This window comes from Mesorhizobium sp. WSM4849 (assembly GCF_055811385.1).
The window spans coordinates 48,778-67,725 of sequence record NZ_JBVVPW010000011.1 but is presented as its reverse complement, the minus strand read 5'-3'; the positions used below and the strand labels follow the sequence as shown (position 1 = coordinate 67,725).

Sequence of the window (18,948 nt, the reverse complement as noted above, 5' to 3'; positions counted from 1 at the left end):
GACAAGCTTGCAGCCAAAGGCGATCGCTATCCGCGCTTTTCAATGACGCCGTACAGGACGTTGCGGTTCTCGCCAAAGAACACCTGCGCCTCGACGGTGTTGCGGTCGACGCTGGCGTTGATGATGTTCCACATATCGACTTCCGACCGCAGCAGCAACACCCAGTTCATGAACGTCTCCCGGTAGCCGGCGTCAGGGTTGCCCTCTGCATAGTTCGCGAAAAGGAACGTCCCGTTCGGCTTCAACATCTGCAGGCAGGTTTTCGTGAGCTTCACGGCGACGTTGTGCGCAAGGTAGTCGTAGAGGCCGGAGGCGTAGATGAAGTCGAACTTGCCAAGCTTGTGACCCCGCATGAGCACGGTTCGTACCGAACCGTCGATGGCCTCTACCGCGGTGCCCTGGAAGTCGCGCGTGATCAATCCAACGCTCTGAGGATCCTGATCGAGCGCAACCCAGCGCTTGAGACGGCCCTCCTGCAAGGCGGTCGAGCGATTGGCCTCCCTTAAATGGCCGGCCGCAATCGCCAGGACCTCGGCTTCTGGTCCATTCCTGGTCGCAATCTCATCGACATATCGGGTTAAAAGATCGCGTCGTTCCCGGGCCGCGACGCACGACGGTACATCCTTGGTATGGCTATAGAGCGCCTTGCCGATTTCCGAGGCGTTTGCCACGCTCTCGGCCACGTGCGGATCACAATAGATGTAGTCGAGCAACTGCGCGTCGCCAGAATAACCTCTGGGCTTGTCATGGGACCACCGCGTAAGCGGATCCTCAAGAAAGTACTCCAGGACCGGGTGATTCCGCACTACCGGTATCAATGCTTGCCAAACTTCAGGATGAACCTTGGAACGCATTGCTTCGAGATACGACATCAGACGGCGAATGATCTCCGCGGGGTCCTTTCGTTGCTCGACTTGCTGGTGCGTCGTGTGGAGAATGAGCGCAAGCTCTACGCGAGCGGTTTCGAACGCTTCGCTGTGAGGCTCGAGCTTTCTTCGAGGGAGACTGGCGGCGATCATCTCGGCAGTAATCAGACTTTTGCCATCGAGGATGGTTGCCACCACATAACTCCATAGTTACAATTAACTAGATATTAGCTAGATATTGCGTAAAATTTTATCTTTGCCAAGCCACATCTCCAGCATTTTAGCGATGTCGTTAATTTCCCGCCAACCATGCTGGTTCTTTGGACGCCTTGCGGGTCGGATTCCGGATACGAGTTAACGAAAACCTATTTGCGCGACTGCATATTGTTGCGAGGCGCCGCAATCGCTGTCGCGCCCGAGGAGTCGGCCGGCATTGGGGGCAGAAGCTAGAAATGAGTTCGGAATACAAAGCCCCGTTCAAATGGGGTTTGTGGTGACGAACGAATGCGCGTCATCCGCATTGGCCGATATAGCCCATGCGGAACCGTTCGAACCGCGCTACGAGCCGCGGTCCGACGAGCTCCGCAACCTCTACCGAGAGGAAGGCCAAGCGAAGCGAAGAATGGACGCCAGGCCAGGGCTTTGGATCGCCGTTGCCATCTATCTGCTGTTTTCGGCAACGGATCTGCTGCTGATTCCGGACGTGGCACTCTATACGATCACGGCACGCTTCGCGGTCGGAGTGACTGCACTCTCGATCCTGGAAGCACAACTTCGCCAGGGAGTCGGAACGGAATGGATTGACGTGACTTGCGCTGGAGCCATCATCTTTGGCTATGTTGGGTGGCTGTGCCCAGCGGTCATGGGTGCGGACAAGGAAAGCGTCTCGTATTATATGGTCTTTGGCACCATCTTCATGATGAGCGCCAATCTCTTCTTCACGTTTAAATTCAGCCTGTCTATTGTAACTTCTGCAATAATTTTGGTAATATTGTATGTCGTAAACTATTTTGTGCCGTCTACATTAATGTACAAAATGGTATTTGGAGCTTTCTACATTTCATGCTTCACATTTACGTCTTACGTAAACTGGAAGCTGAACGAGGAACGCTACAACGTCTTCCTGAATGCCCTTGAAGCCAAAATCCAGCACAAGGAGGCCACCGAGCGCGGACAGGCGCTGTTGAATCTGTCGAGAACCGATCCGCTTACGGGTCTGGAGAATCGGCGGGCGATTGACGAGAAGCTGCGGGACTACTGGAGCGACTGGCAAAGGTCTGGCAGAAGTTTTGTGGCGATCCTCATCGACGTGGACTTCTTCAAAAGGTTCAATGACTATTACGGACATCAAGAAGGCGACCGCTGCCTGATTCTTGTCGCCAATGCCCTTGCCGAGATGATTAAGCAGTACAATGGCTCAATCGGCCGCTACGGCGGTGAGGAATTCATTGTCCTGGCTCGCATGGAGAAAAGAGAACAGGTCGCGGATATTGCCGAAGCCATTCGAAGCACGGTGGAGAACCTCGCGCTTCCCCACGAGCAGCGCAGAGACGGTATCTCGGTTGTGACGGTGAGCGTTGGCGCTGCAGTCACCAGGCCGCAGATTGGCGCCAAGCTGGAAAAAATCATCCACGAGGCCGATCGCGCGCTCTATCTGGCAAAAGCAGGCGGTCGAAATTGTACCTGGCTGTTCGATCCAAACGATCCCCAGAGCAGCGACGAGAGCGAGAATATTGCGGCTTTGCTGAAGATCGCGATCGGCCAGGATCTCGTTTCACTCGTTTACCAGCCTATCCAGAATATCGCGTCGGGCCGAGTTGAAGCCGTCGAGGCTCTGATGCGCCTTAAAATGCTGGACGGTACATCGGTTCCGCCGAGCCTATTCATTCCCGTCGCGGAACGAACTGGTGCGGTCCTGGCGCTCGGGCGCTGGGCAATAAGGACAGTATGCACTGAGCTTCTGGCGGACGATCACGTCCGTGTCGTCAGCGTCAACGTCTCTCCGATTCAGCTCAAGACGCCCGGCTTCGCGGCTTCTGTTGCGACCATTTTGAGCGAGACTGGCGTAGCCGGCAGCAGGCTCGCCCTCGAAATCACCGAAGGGCTGGAGATGGAGATGCACTCCGGCATTCTTCGCTGCATCAGCGACCTGAAGCTGCTGGGGATCAGGATATGGCTTGATGACTTCGGGACCGGCTTCGCTGGCCTGTCGTGGCTTCGTCTCATCGATTTCGATACGGTGAAGGTCGACCGCTCGTTTCTCCATGACTGCGGCACCCCGAGGGGCAAGGCGATGCTGCAAGACATTATTGCGCTGGTCCGAAATCGCGGCCATAAAATCCTGGTCGAAGGGGTCGAAACCGACGAGCAGATGGCCCTTCTACGCGAATTTGACATAGATAAAATCCAGGGCTTCCACGTCGGCCGCCCTGCTCCCGCCGCCAGTTTCCGGGCGAGACCGATCACCTACAAACGCCCATTTTCGGTCGTTAAGTCCGCATGAACAGCGGCGGAGCGATCTGCGCTCCTGCAAGCGATCACCCCGCGCTCCCTCTGCAGATGATCCAGCGGCTGGCCGAGAATCTTGCCGTTTGAAATCGGCCGGCGGGAACGAGCACAGGGCGCCATTAGCGGTCGTTGCTGACCCTCTCATTCAATGTCGACAGTTCGTGGAGAAGCCGTCGTTCCAGGTCCGTCTTAGTGCTTTGCTCAACGTGGCCAGCGGTCGACTTCGCAACAGAAGCATGATTGTGAGTCGCGATGCGAAGTGGTTGTTCCCGTTGGTTGCTTGTAAGGAGCAAATTCGCACCACATCAATTTGCCGACGGCCCCTCCCCGAATAGATGCAGTTCGATTGCGAAACAATCCGATTGGTGCTAATGCAAATCATTCTCATTTGCATTTGTGGTGGCGATTATGTCCGAGGTCAGCATGTGGTTCCGCGAAAAGATCAGCAGGCGTGGGCTGCTGTGGGGCGGCCTGGCGGCGGCCGGAGGCTCGGCGATAGCGGGAACGGCGGCTGGCCAATCGGTCCATTCCGGCCATGGGGCCACGTCGGCCGCGGGCGCTGAACCGCCTCAAGCGCATTTGGCCGCCCACGGATCGATGATCACCGTCGGAGACGTGGACAACGAGCGCAACGGTTTCGATCCTTCCCGGATCGTGACGGACTGGGAAACGGGCTCGGTGTCGACGCTTCCCGACGGACGAATCCTTCGGACTTTCGAGATCGAGGCGGTCGACAAAGAAATCGAAATCGCGCCGGGGATCATGTTCCCGGCCTGGACCTACAACGGGCGGGTGCCCGGGCCTGCGCTCAGGGCGACCGAAGGCGAGCACCTGCGGATGGTCTTCCGCAACTCCGGCTCGCATCCCCACTCCATGCACTTCCACGGCATCCATGCCGCAAGGATGGACGGCGTCCCCGGTGCAGGCTTGATCGGTCCGGGAGAAGAATTCGTCTACGAGTTCGATGCCAGGCCCTTCGGCTGCCATCTCTATCACTGCCATGCGCTGCCCCTGAAGCGGCATATCCACAAGGGCATGTACGGCCTTTTCGTCATCGACCCGGATCCGGCCCGCCATCCGGAGCTTGCCGATGTCGCCCGTTCCCGCTTGCTCGGCACGCCCGAGAACGCCGAATGGCAGGAATTCGCCATGGTGATGAACGGCTTCGACACCAACTTCGACAACGGGAACGAAGTCTATGCGGTGAATACCGTCGCACACGCCTACATGAAGCGGCCGATCAGGATCGTCCGCAACCGCCCAGTCCGCATCTATCTGGCCAATGTCGTCGAGTTCGATCCCATCAACTCGTTCCACTTGCACGCCAACTTCTTCGACTATTTCGAACAGGGGACGACGCTCACGCCGACCTTGAGGACGGTCGACTTGATCACTCAGGTGCAGGCGCAGCGCGGAATCCTCGAGTTTACCTACAAGGATCACGAGACCGGTCTCTACATGTTCCACCCGCATCAGTCGGAGTTCACCGAACTCGGCTGGACGGGCATGTTCGACGTGGTGGAGGCGGTCGCATGAACGAGGTCTCGCACATCGCCGCCGCCGACCCGACCGCTCCCGTCGGCTCCGGAAAATCGCGCGCCGCTTTGCTGTGGCTGATCCTGCCGCTTGCCGCCCTCGGCCTGGCGATCGCCTGGCTGCTGGTCTCTGACCCGCTCAGAAACTTCGGGAACGGCGCTCCGCCTGTGGAGAGCCTGACTTTCGAGCGGACGATCCTTTCGTCCGACGGCATCCGCGTCCTCGTCCGCGCCGGCGGCTCGGAGCCGATGACGATCGCCCAGGTCCAGGTTGACGACGCATACTGGCAGTTCACGCAGGAACCCGCAGGACCGCTCGCCCGCGGCGCTACGGCATGGATCCACCTGCCCTTCCCCTGGGTGCTGGGGGAGGCGCATGCCATCAACATCGTCACCAACACCGGAGCGACGTTCGGGCACGAGATCACGGTCGCCGTGCCTACCCCGACGCGGGATGCAAGGAGCCTCGCCTCCCAGGCGCTGCTAGGCGTGTTTGTCGGCCTTGTTCCAGTCGCCATCGGAATGATGTTTTTTCCAGCGCTGCGCGGAGTCGGCCGCAACGGCATGAATTTCCTGCTCGCCCTGACTGTCGGCCTGCTGGCGTTCCTGTTAGTCGACGCCACGGCTGAAGCTTTCGAACTGGCGGCCGAGTCCGCCGCAATATTCCAGGGACAGGCGATGGTCGTCCTCGCAGCCGCTGCGAGTTTCCTCCTGCTGATGGCGGCCGGCCGCCGGGACGGAGTGCCGACCGGACTTGCGCTGGCCACCTTTATCGCGCTTGGAATCGGCCTGCACAATCTTGGCGAGGGGCTGGCCATCGGCGCTGCGTTCGCGGCAGGCGCGGCCGGATTGGGCACTTTTCTGGTGTTGGGCTTCATGCTGCACAACATCACCGAAGGCATCGGCATTTCCGCGCCGATGCTGAAAAAGCGCCCGTCTCTGTGGACCTTCGTCGGCTTGGCGCTTCTGGCGGGCGGTCCCGCCGTCATCGGACTTTGGATCGGAAGCCTGGCCTATGCGCCGCAGTGGTCGGCGCTGGCTCTCGCGGTCGGAGCGGGAGCCATTCTGCAGGTCATCATCGAGGTCACTGCGTACCTGATGAGGTCGGACGGGAGAGGCCCTGCGGCGCTTACAGCGCCAGCCACGATGGCGGGATTGGCCGCAGGCGTTTCGTTCATGTATGTGACCGCTATGCTCGTCAAAGTCTGATCTGCCGCGGCGACAGCTTTGCCCGGTCGCTCCTGCCGGATTGTCGCCTGTGAACTGCGGGCGCGGAGATCGGTTGCGGCAGTTGAAAAAGGTCGGCTTGGGTCCAACGTGCGTCGTCCCGGCTACCCGGCGTCAAACCACCGACAACCTTGCACCTTGCCATTTGAATCCGATCAGCGGGCACAGAGCGCCGGTTCCGGACATTCGCGACCGCTCTTCGTCTCAGCGCTTCGCGCTACGGTCGATCGGGGCCCTCAGACCGACCGTCGTCGCCCGTCGGACCCACCGGACCACGTCTGGCTCATTGCTTCGTGCTCGCCTCCCGGAACGCCGCCTCTCCGGCGTCCGACACCTCGGCCCACTTCTTGTCGGCCGCTGGATCCGCGGCGTAGCTGTCGTGCCAGTTCCACCACTTGTAGGTCGGGGTCTGGGGATAGCCCTCGGGCGAGTCCTCCCAGACCTCCTGCCGGCCCAGCGGGGTGATGTCGAGATAGTTCCAGGTGCTCCCCATCTGCTCGTCGCCGCGGTTGTTGATGAAATAGGTGCGGAACACGCGGTCGCCGTCGCGGATGAACACGTTGTGGCCGTGCCACTCGTCCACGCCGAAGTCGGCGTCGAAGCTGTCGGTGAGCGTGTACCACGGCATCTCCCAGCCCATCCGCGCCTTCAGCCGCGCGATATCAGCCTGAGGCGCACGCGAGACGAAGACAAGGGTGGTGTCACGGGCGTTCAGGTGGGCGACGTGGGCGACCTGGTCGGCCACCAAGGAGCAGCCGCGGCAGGCGTGGTCGGGCCAGCCGAACACTCCCGGCTCGAAGAAGGCGCGGTAGACGATCAGCTGACGTCGGCCGTCGAACAGGTCGAGCAGGCTGGCCGTTCCGTCAGGCCCTTCGAAAGCATAGGTCTTCTCCACCGCCATCCACGGCATCCGCCGCCGCTCGGCGGCCAGCGCGTCACGGGCGCGGGTCTGGGCCTTTTCCTTCACGAGCAGCTGCTCGCGGGCCGCCTCCCACGCCTGCGGCGACACGACCGGTGGTGTGCGCATGGCAGGCTGTCCGCTTTTCCGTCGGCTCTCGGCTGATGAAGTCATGGCTTTGATACCTCCTGATCTGGGCGAATTCCCGCGCCTCATGGCTGAAGCGCGGTTCATTCGCTGCTCATCGCTCGTTGCTGGGCATAAGATAGTTTGGCACCGGAAAGCGAACAGTGGGAGTAACAAGTGTGACGCTATTGCGATGGAGTCGCCGATTACAGCCGCGGCGTGCGCCCGAAGCGGGTGATCCCCTCGGCGCGTTGAGCCGCGTGGCGTTGCGCGACGGCGCTCCTGCCGGCAGTGTCCCGGTGCGCTGACGCCATTCAAAACGTTGAGGGCAGCGTTCGAAGATTGGGCTCAAACTCAATCAGACTGGCTGCCGCCAATGGCCGAGAATCTTGCTGCTTGAACCCGTCAGCGGGAACTAGCAAAGAGCGGCCAAAACGGGATATCCGACCCTGAACGCCAGAGCGCACGTTGGCTCTGTTCTCCGCTACGATGCAGGCTGACGTCCCGTCATCAACCCCTCCAATCTACGGTCCACCGGGCTATGTCGAAGACGAACGGTGGAGATCGACTCGCGCCACGGCGAAGGCGTCAAGCGAGATGAATTGGTCGCCCAGCTGTCTTCCGGAACTTTCCATGAAGTTCGGATCGGCTGCCGCCCGCTCGAATTGGTCGGCAGCAAGAAGGGCAATGCGGGCGCTGATCGGCGTATCCGAAAGCTGCACTGATTGCTTTTTGGCAGTGAGATTCGAGAGCCACAGCGTCGTGCGCCCGTCTTTTTCGGCCGCGATCGCCGCGATGCTGTCAGCTCCGGAAGTTCCTACGGACAGCAAGGTGGCGCCGTTGAGCTTTGAGAGGCCTGCCATGACATGGAAAGCGGGATACACCATTCGACCATGCTGTTGGTCAAACCACGGCTGCACGAAATCGGCCTTCCTATAGACGTATCCGAATGGGCCAGTGAAGTCGCCGAATGCGACGGCCTCGATTCCCTCGCGCGCGCAGGCCGCGAAATAGCCGACTGTCCAAGCCGCATTGAACAGGCCGCGCTGCCGAGGATCGATGCGGCTCAGACAGACGCGACCGTTCGCTTCATTCGGCGCAGTGGACTTTCCGTAGGGGTTCTCGCGGCAGCCGAGCTGACTGGGACCTATGCGCAGGGGCAAGCGGTCGCCCATGAAAGCACGGGTAGAGCGGATCAGATGGGGGATAGCCTGAAGCGTCTCCATCACGGAGACATCATCTGCTGCGTGCACGTTTGGACAGGTGGTGAAGGTTACGTAGTCGAGCGCTCCGGTTGGCGGACGCTTGCGGTTGAGCTCGGTGAAGTATGCCGCCATGCCGCCGCCCAGCGGCACCCTGGGGAAAGCCCGGCGAGCGGCGGAGTAGTTTTGCTCGAAGGTGGGCATCGCCGGCCACGGTGCTCCCGGCTGCACCGACTTCATGTCCTGCGCCGGAAAGACGGAAACAGCTTCCAGGTCGAGGCCAATGGTGTGGACAGCCGCCCCAATCGGCTCCAATTCGCCGAAGGGATCGAGCGTGCCCTTGGTGATGATCTCAAGTACAACGCCAGCACCGGTCAACTGTGCCAGGGCGTCGCAACTTTCAAGTTCATCCTGGCCGTGCCCGAACCGGAGATCGACTTGGCAGACCATCCACTGCGGAGCCAATCGTCGAATGAACTCCGGGGCTTCAAGCGCGTGCTTCGCCTCGTCGGCAGCGACGCCGACGCCAATGCGGGGCACTCGACCGATGGCTCTGCCGATCGTCAGGTTGATGGATGGATTGGGCTTTTTGGAAGACCCGGCAGGCAGCGTTCCCAACAGCTGGAGTCGGACGGCCTGCGTGAATTTCTCGCCTTTCGGCAATCTGTAGGGCCACGGGCGACGCAGGGGACGGACATAGGTTTTGTAGGAGGCGTCGGACCAATTGCGCTGATCCTCCATCTCAAAGGCGTCACCTTCCATGGTGCATGTGGCCCAGATTCCAGGCACGATCTCATGCGAGAGCGCGCGAATGTCGGTGAACGGACATTTAGGATCGATGTAGTCCGGAAAAAGCGAGAGTTTTTCGCGACCGTCCTCGTGCAGCACCTTTACCGGCTTGCCGGCCAAATCCTCGATCGGATGCAGGACGACGAAGCCGGTTCTGTTGGTCAATACGTCGGTTTCGGGCTCTGCCTCCACCACAAACGACAGCGCACCGTCGCTCCCGCCTGCGATCCGCGCCTGGTAGACCAGCCGACCGGACGCGCCAGCGCATGTTCCACGAAAGGCGACGCTGAACGCATCCGGCTTTTCATCGATCTGGAGGTCATCGAGAACGGGCGTCTCGGTTCCCCAGTTCTCGTCCCGTACGAGAAATGAGATCCCGCGCAGAACCTCGACCCCGCCGATACGCACATAGCGTATCGCCCCATTGTCAAACTCGACCGACAAGGGTCCCGCGCGCAGTGTCCGCAACTGCGGATCGACCTGTTCGGTCCCACATAAGCGGATTGCTCGAGATGCTGCCGTGCTCAAATCGCTCTCTCGGTCTTGGCATCGAAAATCGAGGCCCGGTTCATGTTGATGTCGATCGGCAGCCTCTCGCCGGGACGACTGACGTCGTGCGCCTGCAGTTCCGCCATCACCGGCGCGCCGGCCAGGCGGAAGGTCGCATAGCTGCGCGAGCCGGTCGGCTGCAGCAGGTCGATCGTTGCGTCGTAGCGAAACGTGCCCTGCGCAGGTGTCGCAGCATGAGCGCGCGTCAGATGTTCTGGCCGCAGTCCAAGCAGCACCGCCTGTCCGTCAATGGCGCCATTCAGGCTCCGGCCTGGCGCGATCGGAAGCAGCGTTTCGGAGAGCCGGATGGCGGCAGCGCTGCCGTCCAATGTCAGCGTGCCCGGCAGGAAGCTCATGCGCGGCGAACCGAGAAAACCAGCGACGAAGGTTGAGGCGGGGCGCTCGAACAGCTCAAGCGGTGCGCCCTGCTGCTCGATCATCCCGTCGCGCATCAGCACAATGCGGTCGGCCAGAGTCATCGCTTCGATCTGGTCATGCGTGACGTAGATCATCGTTGTGGCAATGTCCTGGTGAAGGCGCTTGATCTCGCCGCGCATCTCGTCGCGAAGCTGCGCGTCGAGGTTGGACAGCGGCTCGTCGAACAGGAAAATGCGCGGGTTGCGGACGATGGCGCGGCCGATGGCGACGCGCTGGCGCTGCCCGCCGGACAATTGACGCGGAAAGCGCCCGAGCAGCGGGGTGATGCCAAGCATGCGCGCCGCCTCGGCAACGCGCGCCTCCACCTCTGGCTTCGGCATCTTGCGGGCCTTCAGGCCAAAGCCGATGTTCTTCGCCACGTTCATGTGCGGATATAGCGCATAGTCTTGAAACACCATCGCCACGTCGCGGTCGCGCGGTCGGAAATCGTTGACCACTTCGCCGCCGATCTCGATCGTGCCTTCCGAACTCTCCTCCAGCCCTGCGATGGTCCTCAGCAGCGTACTCTTGCCACAGCCGGACGGGCCGACCAGCACAGTGAACTCGCCGTCGCGAATGTCGAGGTCTATGCCACGCACGGCATGGAAGGCGCCATAGCGCTTATGCAAGCCGGTGATCCTGACTTCGGCCATACCGACCCTTTCTATCCGCGAACGGCGCCGAGCGTCAGCCCGCGCACGAGATGTCGTTGAGCAAGTACTCCCAGCGCGATCGACGGCAGGAGGGAGACGATGGCCAGGGCTGCCGCCTCGCCATATTGCGCGCCCTGGAAACCAATGAAGGCGCGAAACACCGTTGGCAGGGTGAAAGCAGTGCGGCTGGTCAGAATCAGCGCGAAGAAGAACTCCGTCCAGCAGGCGATGAAGGCGAAGACCGCGGCCGCGACGATGCCTGGCGCGGCGAGCGGCACGGCGACGCGCCAGAACGCCTCCCAGCGCGTGCAGCCGTCGACAAGGGCCGCCTCCTCCATCGATTTCGGCATGCCGCGGAAGTAGGCGAACATCATCCAAACCGAGACCGGTAGCGTAAACACCGTATAGGCGATGATCAGGCCGATATGCGTGTCGTAGAGGCCGACACCGCGGTAGATCAGGAACACCGGCAGCACGATGCCGATGGGCGGCAGGAAGCGCTGCGACAGCACCCAGAACGACAGATGCTGGCCGCCGGTGTTGTAGCGCGCCAGGCTGTAGGCCATCAGCGTGCCGAACAGGGCCGAGAGCACCGTTGCCGACAGCGAGATGATCAGGCTGTTGATCAGCCCGTCGAGGCCGCGATATGCGAACAGCGCAGCTTCATAGTGGACAAGGGTCGGTGCGGTTGGGAACCAGACGGGCGGCACGGTGAGATAGTCGTCGCTCGGCTTGATCGACGTGTTGAACATCCAGTAGAGCGGCCACAACACGAAGACCAGGAAGAAGCCGAGCAACAGGATGCGGCCGACCGGTATCGACCGGCGTTTCGGGCGACGGACAGGCGCGACGGCCGCCATCAGACCGGTTCCGTCTTCAAAAGTCGCCGCACCAGCAACATCACTACGAGCGCGGTGAAGATCAGGAACAACCAGCTTCCGGCGGTCGCCTGCGATAGATGGAACTGGGTGAAGCCGACGGTGTAGAGATAGTAGGAGGCGGTGTAGGTCCGCGTGCCTGGCCCGCCGCCTGTCATGATGAAAATAGTATCGAACATGCGGATTGCATCGAGCAGCCGAAAGGTCAGCGCCAGCAGCATCATTGGCGCGAGGTGCGGCAGGGTGATCGCCCAGAACGCCTGCCAGGCATTGACCCCGTCGAGTTCCGCCGCCTCGTAAAGGTTCGGGGGAATGGCGGTAAGCCCGGCGAGCAGGATGACGAACATGAACGGTGTCCACTGCCAAACATCGGCGATAATCAGCGAAACATAGAGCCATGGCGATTCGGTCATCCAGCCGATCGTCACCTCCTGCCCCAGAAGTTGCGTCAAAATGTAGTTGGTCGGCCCGAAAGGCCGCTGCAGCAGCAGCGTCCAGGCCTGGCCGACGATGACCGGGCTGATGAACAGCGGCACGATCAGGATCGACATGATCACGCCGCGGCCCGGAAAGCTGCGAACCATGGTCAGCGCCACCAGAAGGCCGAGAACGAATTCGATGGCGACGCTAATCCCCGACAGCCACGCTGTCAGCAAAAGCGACCAGCGCGCGACGGGATCGAACACGACGCGCTCGAAATTCTTCAATCCGACAAAGGCGTGGCCCGGCACCTGGAAATCATAGTTGATGAAAGACACGACCAGCGAGAACAGCAGCGGATAGACCGACAGCGCCAGGATCAGCAGCACTGCTGGCGCCACCAGCAGCCATTTGAAGTGGCGGTCCGCCCATTGTGCGAAGCCCGACAGTCGTGGCGGGGCGCCAGCGGCCTTCAACCGACTGATGGTGGCGGTATGCTGCATCGATTACATCCCAAAGGCCGCCTGGCGGTTGCGACGAGGTGTTGCGGACCAAGCGCCCGCAACACCGATTTTGATCAAGAAACCCGGCCGGCGTCCGCGGCGCAGGCCGAGCTCAGAGGGTGACCGCCATACCGAGCTTCTCCACCGTGTTGTCGGCAGTAGCGCCCGGCAGTTTCAGGAACTCGGTGTAGAATGCCTTCTGCGAATCCACGCCGAGCCGGTCGGTCGTCTCATTCCACTCGGCCGCCGCTGTTTCTAGCGACGCCTTCGGATCCGCACCGGCCCACACAGCCGTGCACATGCGGTCGATGCTCAGGAAATAGTCCTGCGCGCCGGGCATGATCGGGTCGAGGAGACCGACATTGGCCGAGCTGTTAAGATTGCTCAGGTACTCCTTGGCGCTCGGGAACAGCGCGCCGTAAAGCTCGGATTTGAAGTGGGAGATGCGGTAGGGATCGCGCAGGGCGTAGGGCAGCATGCAGCGCGCAAGCGAGACGGGCGGTGAGCAGACCCACTGCATGAACAGGTAGGCCGCTTCGGGGTTCGCCGAATCCGCCGACAGCGCCTTGTTGAAGCCGGTCGCATGTTCAGGATTGCCGGGCACGACGGCATAGCCGACCTTGCCGGCGATCTGTGATTGCGGGATGAAGTTGATCGCAGTAGCCGACTGCGAATAGTTCGCGGCCATGCGGCCAGACGGCGGCCAGGAGTAGATCATCGCTACCTTGCCGGTCAGGAACGCCGCCCACAGCGAGACGGCGTCGAGTTCATTGTTGCCGGGGATCGACGCCGCATTGGCTGCAATCATGTTTTGCAGCGTCTTCACGCCAGCATCTGAAACCAAGCCGGCTTTCATGTCATCGCCGAACAGTTTTCCACCGTTGGCGCGGTACTGCTGCAGAAAGTCGAACTGGTTGCCGGGACTGCCCGCCTTGCGGAAATGGCCTGCGCCATAAACGTTCGGCGCCATCTGGTCGGTGATGAACTGGGCGATCTGGGCATATTCCTCCCAGGTCTTCGGCGGCGCCAGCTTGGCATTGAACTTGGCCTGGTAGGCCTCCACCATCTTCGGATCCTCGAAGATGTCCTTGCGGTAGTAGAGAGCGAACATGTCGCCGTCGTCGAAGAAGCCCCAGATCTTGCCCTTGTAGGTCGGCAGCGCCTTGTAGAGCGGATGATAGTCCTCGAGGTCGGCCGGGTTCATGTATTTGGCGATGTAATCGTCGAGGGGTGCGATGACGCCGCCATCGGCTAGCGACGGCGTCCAGGCTGGCGAGATGTCGAGGACGTCATAGGCGCCTGAGCCGGCAATGTGCTCGGCAACGGCCTTGGAGTACTGGTCCGGGTTCGACAGTTCGACCACGTTCGACTTCATGCCCGTAAGCTGCTCCCACATCGGTCCACTGAAATTGCGCGGATCGAGAGCCTGCAGGCCGACCTCGTAGGTCATGTTCAGCGTGACACCCGAATGCGCCTTGGCCGCCTCGACGGCGCGGAAGGCGGAACCATCCGCCGGGCCTTCCATCGACGCCTTCATGGCCGCCGCCTGCGCCTGGCCGAGCGGTGAAGCGGCGTCTGCCAGTTCGAGCTTCTGTTGCGCCAGCGCCCAATCCGTCATCATGGCGAGGATCGGTCCAGACGCCGCCAGCATGCCGGTCATCTGGCCGAAGCGGGTTATGAAAGTTCGGCGGGTGGTTTCGCCGCGCATAAAGGCGTCGACCTCTGCTTCGAGGCCTGCCTGAAAGTCACGTTTGTCACGATCGTTCATAGTGCTTGGTCCTCCCATTTTCGTTTGCCTTCACTCGTCCGCGGGCGCGGCGATCGAGTGTTTCTCCCGTGAAGCCGCCGCGAAGCCTGTGGCGGCGCGCCGAATGCTCGTACTCCTACGTCCCGAAGCGGGCGGCGTAACCGGCCAGCCGTCTCTTCCATGCCTCGCTAGAAAGCACCTCGCGATTGACCACGCCGCGCGGCTCGCGACCGTGCTGCACTTCGATCACCGCCTTGACGTCTGCGGCACCGTTGCCGGCAAAACATTGGTCGGTCCAGCAGAGCGCATGCGGCGTCAGGATAACGTTGTCGAGCTTGAGGATCGGGTCGTCGGCATCCGGCGGCTCCTGCTCCAGGACGTCGAGCCCCGCCCCGGCGATGCGGCGCTCCTGCAGCACTTTCGTCAGCGCCTTCTGGTCGACAATGGGACCGCGCGCGGTGTTGATCAGGTAAGCCGTCCGCTTCATCAGGGCGAGCCGCTCGGCATTGACGATATGGTGGGTCTGAGGCGTTAGCGGACAGCTCACCGACAGCACATCGGCGCGGCGGAACAGATCGTCCAGCCCGACCAGTTCGATGCCTAGTTCGGCAGCGACCTTGCTGTCAGCGAATGGGTCATGGGCGATGAATTTCATGTCGAAGGGCTTGGCCAAGCGAAACACCTCGGCGCCGATGTTGCCAATGCCGAGCGATCCCAGTGTCCGCCCGACGAGGCCGACGCCCATATGCTCCGAACGCCTGTCGAATCCATAAGGTCCCTTGCGGGTCAGCGCGTCCTTCGTGAGCAGTTTGCCGGTCAGTGCCAGCATGAAGGTAATGACGGATACGGCGACCGGCCGTCGCACGCCGTCGGGCGTGATGACCAGGGCGATGCCGGCGGCGCTACAGGCCTCGACGTCGACGGTATCGTAGCCGACCCCGAAACGGGCAACGACGGCCAGGCGGCCGCTCTTCGGGACACTGGTCGCATCGAATCGATGGGTGAGCAGGATCAGCGCATCGAAGTCCTCAAGCTGTTCGGCGCGCAGCGGATTGTTCGATTCCAGGAACGCCATCTCGACGCCGGGCGCATTGCGCAGCGGCTCCAGGTCGAAGTCGGGAAAGGTCGGCGAGCCGTCCGGCTTGCGCAAATCACCGGAGAGCGCCACCCTGAACGTTGCGTTGGCCATCGTCTCCTCCGCCTCACTCGCACCCGGCCCGAATCTTTGAGACCGCGTCGGCCAGCGCATCGTGCAGGACCCAGACATCGCCCGAATAGCAGATGAAATCGAAGCCTTGCGCGTAAAAGTCGTGACCTTGCTTGACGTTGGGTACCAGGCGTCCAAGCGATTTGTTGTGCTTCTTGGCGGCCACAACAATCTTGTCCATTGCGGTGGTGAAGGTGGGATGGGCGAAGTCGCCGGGAATGCCGAGTGAGACCGACAGATCGAAATGTCCGACCCATAGGCAATCGACCCCGTCCAGTCCCGCGATGCCGTCGATGTTCTTGACGCCGTCGGCGGTCTCGATCAGGCAGATGAACACCGAGCGCTGGTTGGCAGCTTCGAATTTATCTTTGACCGAACCCGGACGGTAGCGGTCATGCGCGATCTGCAGCGCTACGCCGCGCGCGCCTGCAGGATGGTATTTCATCGAATTGATGATGTGCTGCGCCTGGTCGACCGTACTCACCATCGGCGCGATCAGGCCTTCAGCGCCCACGTCCATGGCGCGGCCGAGGAAATGATAGTCCTGCGACGGCACACGCACCATAACCGGCAGGTCGGCCGCCTCGAAATAGCGGATCGCGCTCTTCACCGTTTCCAAGCTGAAGCCCGAATGCTCCATATCAAAGAAGACGAAGTCGCAGCCGGCGGACTTCAAAATGTGCCCGATTCCCGGCGTCGCGAACTCGGCGACGAGCGTACCGAGCTTGACCCGCCGGTGCGCGGCCAACGCCTTGAGACCTGCCTCTGACATGCACTTCCTCCCTTCGCCCAAAGAGCGCAATCCGACTATGCTTTCTTCAAGGCGTAGCCTCCAGAACGAGATCGCAGATCGTCACCAACTTGGTGTCAACGAGCGGCGCGCTATGCGTGTTGAATTCATCGAAATGCGCCGTCCGGCAGTGTTCGTCGAAGGCAGCCTCGCTGTCGTAAATCTCGTAGAGCACGACCCGGTCCGGTTCGTCGCGCGCCTCCGTCACGTCAAAGCGGCGGCAGCCGGCCTCGTTGCGAGCCGACGCGGTCGCATTGGCGTCGACGAGCTTTCGGAAGCTGTCTCGGGCGCCCGGCTTGAGGCGGAAATCGACCCAGACAACGTAGCCGGCCATCACTTGGGCCTCGCAATTTCCAGATAGCGCTTAGACACGTATTCCAGATGTCTGCGCATCGCAGCTTCGGACCGGTCCGGATCGCGCGCGGCGATCGCCTCGAAAATTTCGCGATGGGCCTCGTAGGCCTTGCGGTCTTCACCTTCGGCCAAAGTCGTCCGCCGCTGTTCGAGCAGCCATTCGTCCAACGCCGCATGGATAGCTGTGAAGATTCGATTGCGGGTGATCATCGCCAGCACGTAATGGAAGTCCACGTCCGTGCGTTCGAAGCGCGTGAGGTCGCCGATCGACTGTCGGTTCATCTCGAGCGCCTCCCTGAGGCTTTCAATGTCCTCTGGCGTGGCATTCACAGCGGCGTTGCGGGCAAGCCCGACCTCGAAAAACAAACGCGCGCTCTGGAAGTCGTGAACCCCGCCCGGGGCCGAAATCATGTGCCGCGCCGGCCCTGAGAGGGCGTCGAGTACGAATTGCGGGGTGGGACGGGTGACGCGGGCACGCTCGCCGGACCTCACCTCGACAAGGCCCATCTTACTCAGATGCAGCAGCGCCTCACGGATTGAAGGACGCCCGACCCCGAACTGCCGCATGAGTTCCCGTTCCGACGGGAGCCGGTCGGCTTCGGCCACTTCTCCCTTGCGGATCATCCGCTCGAGGTGCTCTGCAACCTCGTCCGAAAGCTTCCGCTGTTTAATCTGAACCCCAATCACTTGGCATACCTTTTATACCAGTCCATCACGCTATTGCCATCGTGCCCCTGTGTCAAACACAACTCGTATCGACAGACGCCCGCCTTCAAGCGCAAACAAGCGAGCGAGGCTTTGGCTCTTTTCCTACAAGCAACTTGCTCACTAGCTGAGCGATCAGCCACAGCGCAGGGTGCCAACGTTATCAGTTCGCGTCGGGGATCATTTCCGGTCGAACAAGATGGCGCGCGGTCAGCAGTCTACCTCCCTTGAATGCCCTCTTTGGAGCGGCAGGATAGGAATCCGAGTGACTGCTTCGGGTCAACCTGCGTCATCCCGGCTATCGGCTACAAACGTCCGAGAAGGTCCGAACTCGATCGCTGAGAATATTTGGGTTCCGATCCGAGAGCGTCGCGCGTCCAATGGAAGCGCAAAGGACGCTCTTTGAACCTTGCGCATGATCCTTTCCGGACCGAAGGTCAGCACAGCAAAAGGCCGGTACTGGCTTCCGGGCGTCAGGCGCCAGGCAGTCTGAACCGGTATTCCGTCACATGATGGTAGATCTGGCCCGGCCATAGCGTGGCCTGCGGGAAATACGGCCGGTTCGGTGCGTCCGGCCAGACCTGAGGTTCCAGGCAGAAGCCCGAATAAGCCTTGTAATGACGTCGTTCGAGTCCCGGCGAAGGCGGCGCCAAATATTGGCCGGTATAGAGCTGGACGCCCGGTTCCGTGGTCCAGAGCTCCATCTCGACGCCGGAATTCGCACCTTGCGCCCATGACGCCAGCTTGAGCGGCCCGCGCGTCGGGGCAAGGCAGAAATTCTGGTCGTAGGGGAGCTGGCTGCCCTCACTCTCCATGCGCAGCGGCCGCGCCTGGCGGAAATCGAACGGCGTGCCGTCGACCGGCTTCACGACGCCGGTCGGGATAAGGTCGCCATCGACCGGAAGATAGGCGCCGGCGTTCAGCATCAGCCGGTGGTCGAGGATGTCGCCGGCGCCGCCGTCATCCAGGTTGAAATAGGAATGCTGGGTGAGGTTGCATAGCGTCGGCTCCTCGCAGGTGGCGGTCATCTCGACGCTGAGCGTGCCGGGGATTTTCAGCCTGTAGGTGCAGGTCACGTCGAGCGCGCTGGGAAAGCCCATCGTGCCGTCGGGATCATGCAGCGTCAGCGTGACAAAATCCCTGCCATGCAGCGAAACCTCCCACGGCCGGTGCGAAAAACCTTGCGAGCCGCCATGCAGCGTGTGTTTGTCGAGGAAGTTGCGCTCGGTCTGGTAGCGCTGGCCGGCGATGGTGAAGCGGCCATCGCGGATGCGGTTGGCGTAGCGTCCGACGACGGCGCCGAAGAAGGCGGTATCCGTTTCATAGGGCTTGAAACTGCTATAGCCGAGCACCAGCGGCGCATCGTGCCCGGCCAGGCGCAGATCCTGGATGATGGCGCCCAGCCCGATGATGTTGGCGGTGAGGCCGCCGCCGCGGATGCTGAAGCGGCGGATGGCCTCGCCCGCTTGCGTCGTGCCAAAAACCTCGCCGTCCTTCATCGCCATGTCCGAAACGCCAGTTGGTTGATCGATCCCGGCTGGCCGCTTCGGCCGGCTTGGGTCTGTTGATAGTCG

The 18,948-nt window shown here is 61.4% G+C and carries 15 protein-coding genes; 3 read left to right on the top strand and 12 right to left on the bottom strand.

The window, feature by feature from the left end; all coding sequences use genetic code 11:
• Positions 1–26: 26 nt before the first annotated feature.
• Entirely contained in the window at positions 27–1,061 is a 1,035-nt protein-coding gene (locus tag AC0L3L_RS14250) for a class I SAM-dependent methyltransferase (RefSeq protein WP_473638050.1), read from the bottom strand.
• A gap of 286 nt (positions 1,062–1,347) precedes the next feature.
• Between AC0L3L_RS14250 and AC0L3L_RS14245 the strand changes: the two genes are divergently transcribed.
• The 3 genes from AC0L3L_RS14245 to AC0L3L_RS14235 all read left to right on the top strand — a co-directional run bounded on the left by AC0L3L_RS14245 (position 1,348) and on the right by AC0L3L_RS14235 (position 6,118).
• Positions 1,348–3,369, top strand: a complete 2,022-nt coding sequence (locus tag AC0L3L_RS14245; protein ID WP_473527665.1) for a putative bifunctional diguanylate cyclase/phosphodiesterase — start codon at positions 1,348–1,350, stop codon at positions 3,367–3,369.
• Positions 3,370–3,782: 413 nt separating this feature from the next.
• A complete protein-coding gene (locus tag AC0L3L_RS14240) occupies positions 3,783–4,910 on the top strand; it encodes a multicopper oxidase domain-containing protein (RefSeq protein ID WP_473638049.1) in 1,128 nt (375 codons plus the stop codon).
• Positions 4,907–6,118 (top strand): ZIP family metal transporter, encoded by a 1,212-nt coding sequence (locus tag AC0L3L_RS14235; protein WP_473638048.1) that lies wholly within the window; start codon positions 4,907–4,909, stop codon positions 6,116–6,118. The genes AC0L3L_RS14240 and AC0L3L_RS14235 overlap by 4 nt, the downstream gene beginning before the upstream one ends.
• Positions 6,119–6,419: 301 nt before the next feature.
• Here the strand turns inward: AC0L3L_RS14235 and AC0L3L_RS14230 are convergent, their stop codons facing one another.
• From AC0L3L_RS14230 to AC0L3L_RS14180, 11 genes are all read right to left on the bottom strand, one after another.
• Positions 6,420–7,208, bottom strand: a complete 789-nt coding sequence (locus tag AC0L3L_RS14230) for a DUF899 domain-containing protein (protein ID WP_473638047.1) — start codon at positions 7,206–7,208, stop codon at positions 6,420–6,422.
• A 491-nt stretch (positions 7,209–7,699) separates the two neighbouring features.
• Positions 7,700–9,679, bottom strand: a complete 1,980-nt coding sequence (locus AC0L3L_RS14225; RefSeq protein ID WP_473638046.1) for a D-apionate lactonase family protein — start codon at positions 9,677–9,679, stop codon at positions 7,700–7,702.
• The gene (locus tag AC0L3L_RS14220; protein WP_473638045.1) at positions 9,676–10,770 is read right to left on the bottom strand and encodes an ABC transporter ATP-binding protein; all 1,095 of its coding nucleotides are present in this window, start codon (positions 10,768–10,770) and stop codon (positions 9,676–9,678) included. Before AC0L3L_RS14220 ends, AC0L3L_RS14225 begins: the two co-directional genes overlap by 4 nt.
• An 11-nt stretch (positions 10,771–10,781) precedes the next feature.
• Positions 10,782–11,630, bottom strand: coding sequence for a carbohydrate ABC transporter permease (locus AC0L3L_RS14215; protein ID WP_473638044.1), 849 nt, complete (start codon positions 11,628–11,630; stop codon positions 10,782–10,784).
• Entirely contained in the window at positions 11,630–12,571 is a 942-nt protein-coding gene (locus AC0L3L_RS14210) for a carbohydrate ABC transporter permease (protein WP_254026370.1), read from the bottom strand. Before AC0L3L_RS14210 ends, AC0L3L_RS14215 begins: the two co-directional genes overlap by 1 nt.
• Positions 12,572–12,683: 112 nt before the next feature.
• Complete coding sequence (locus AC0L3L_RS14205; protein ID WP_473638043.1) at positions 12,684–14,339, bottom strand: extracellular solute-binding protein; 1,656 nt, start codon at positions 14,337–14,339, stop codon at positions 12,684–12,686.
• A 115-nt stretch (positions 14,340–14,454) separates the two neighbouring features.
• On the bottom strand, positions 14,455–15,507 hold the full coding sequence (locus AC0L3L_RS14200; RefSeq protein WP_473638042.1) for an NAD(P)-dependent oxidoreductase: 1,053 nt from the start codon (positions 15,505–15,507) through the stop codon (positions 14,455–14,457).
• A 13-nt stretch (positions 15,508–15,520) separates the two neighbouring features.
• Positions 15,521–16,297 carry an HpcH/HpaI aldolase family protein gene (locus tag AC0L3L_RS14195; RefSeq protein ID WP_473638041.1) on the bottom strand — a complete coding sequence of 259 codons (777 nt, stop codon included), beginning with the start codon at positions 16,295–16,297 and terminating at the stop codon, positions 15,521–15,523.
• A 46-nt stretch (positions 16,298–16,343) separates the two neighbouring features.
• Positions 16,344–16,649 (bottom strand): putative quinol monooxygenase, encoded by a 306-nt coding sequence (locus AC0L3L_RS14190; RefSeq protein WP_473638040.1) that lies wholly within the window; start codon positions 16,647–16,649, stop codon positions 16,344–16,346.
• Positions 16,649–17,356 carry a transcriptional regulator NanR gene (nanR, locus tag AC0L3L_RS14185; RefSeq protein WP_473638039.1) on the bottom strand — a complete coding sequence of 236 codons (708 nt, stop codon included), beginning with the start codon at positions 17,354–17,356 and terminating at the stop codon, positions 16,649–16,651. Before nanR ends, AC0L3L_RS14190 begins: the two co-directional genes overlap by 1 nt.
• Positions 17,357–17,847: 491 nt before the next feature.
• A complete protein-coding gene (locus AC0L3L_RS14180) occupies positions 17,848–18,879 on the bottom strand; it encodes an aldose epimerase family protein (RefSeq protein ID WP_473638038.1) in 1,032 nt (343 codons plus the stop codon).
• Positions 18,880–18,948 lie beyond the last annotated feature (69 nt).

What these genes read in the sequence shown, in the direction of transcription:
- AC0L3L_RS14235 (WP_473638048.1), top strand. Translation starts at nt 4,907, where the DNA reads ATGAACGAGGTCTCGCACATCGCCGCCGCCGACCCGACCGCTCCCGTC.
- AC0L3L_RS14245 (WP_473527665.1), top strand. Translation starts at nt 1,348, where the DNA reads ATGGGGTTTGTGGTGACGAACGAATGCGCGTCATCCGCATTGGCCGAT.
- AC0L3L_RS14195 (WP_473638041.1), bottom strand. Translation starts at nt 16,297, where the DNA reads ATGTCAGAGGCAGGTCTCAAGGCGTTGGCCGCGCACCGGCGGGTCAAG.
- AC0L3L_RS14180 (WP_473638038.1), bottom strand. Translation starts at nt 18,879, where the DNA reads ATGGCGATGAAGGACGGCGAGGTTTTTGGCACGACGCAAGCGGGCGAG.
- AC0L3L_RS14205 (WP_473638043.1), bottom strand. Translation starts at nt 14,339, where the DNA reads ATGAACGATCGTGACAAACGTGACTTTCAGGCAGGCCTCGAAGCAGAG.
- AC0L3L_RS14220 (WP_473638045.1), bottom strand. Translation starts at nt 10,770, where the DNA reads ATGGCCGAAGTCAGGATCACCGGCTTGCATAAGCGCTATGGCGCCTTC.
- AC0L3L_RS14190 (WP_473638040.1), bottom strand. Translation starts at nt 16,649, where the DNA reads ATGGCCGGCTACGTTGTCTGGGTCGATTTCCGCCTCAAGCCGGGCGCC.
- AC0L3L_RS14200 (WP_473638042.1), bottom strand. Translation starts at nt 15,507, where the DNA reads ATGGCCAACGCAACGTTCAGGGTGGCGCTCTCCGGTGATTTGCGCAAG.
- AC0L3L_RS14240 (WP_473638049.1), top strand. Translation starts at nt 3,783, where the DNA reads ATGTCCGAGGTCAGCATGTGGTTCCGCGAAAAGATCAGCAGGCGTGGG.
- AC0L3L_RS14210 (WP_254026370.1), bottom strand. Translation starts at nt 12,571, where the DNA reads ATGCAGCATACCGCCACCATCAGTCGGTTGAAGGCCGCTGGCGCCCCG.
- AC0L3L_RS14215 (WP_473638044.1), bottom strand. Translation starts at nt 11,630, where the DNA reads ATGGCGGCCGTCGCGCCTGTCCGTCGCCCGAAACGCCGGTCGATACCG.
- AC0L3L_RS14230 (WP_473638047.1), bottom strand. Translation starts at nt 7,208, where the DNA reads ATGACTTCATCAGCCGAGAGCCGACGGAAAAGCGGACAGCCTGCCATG.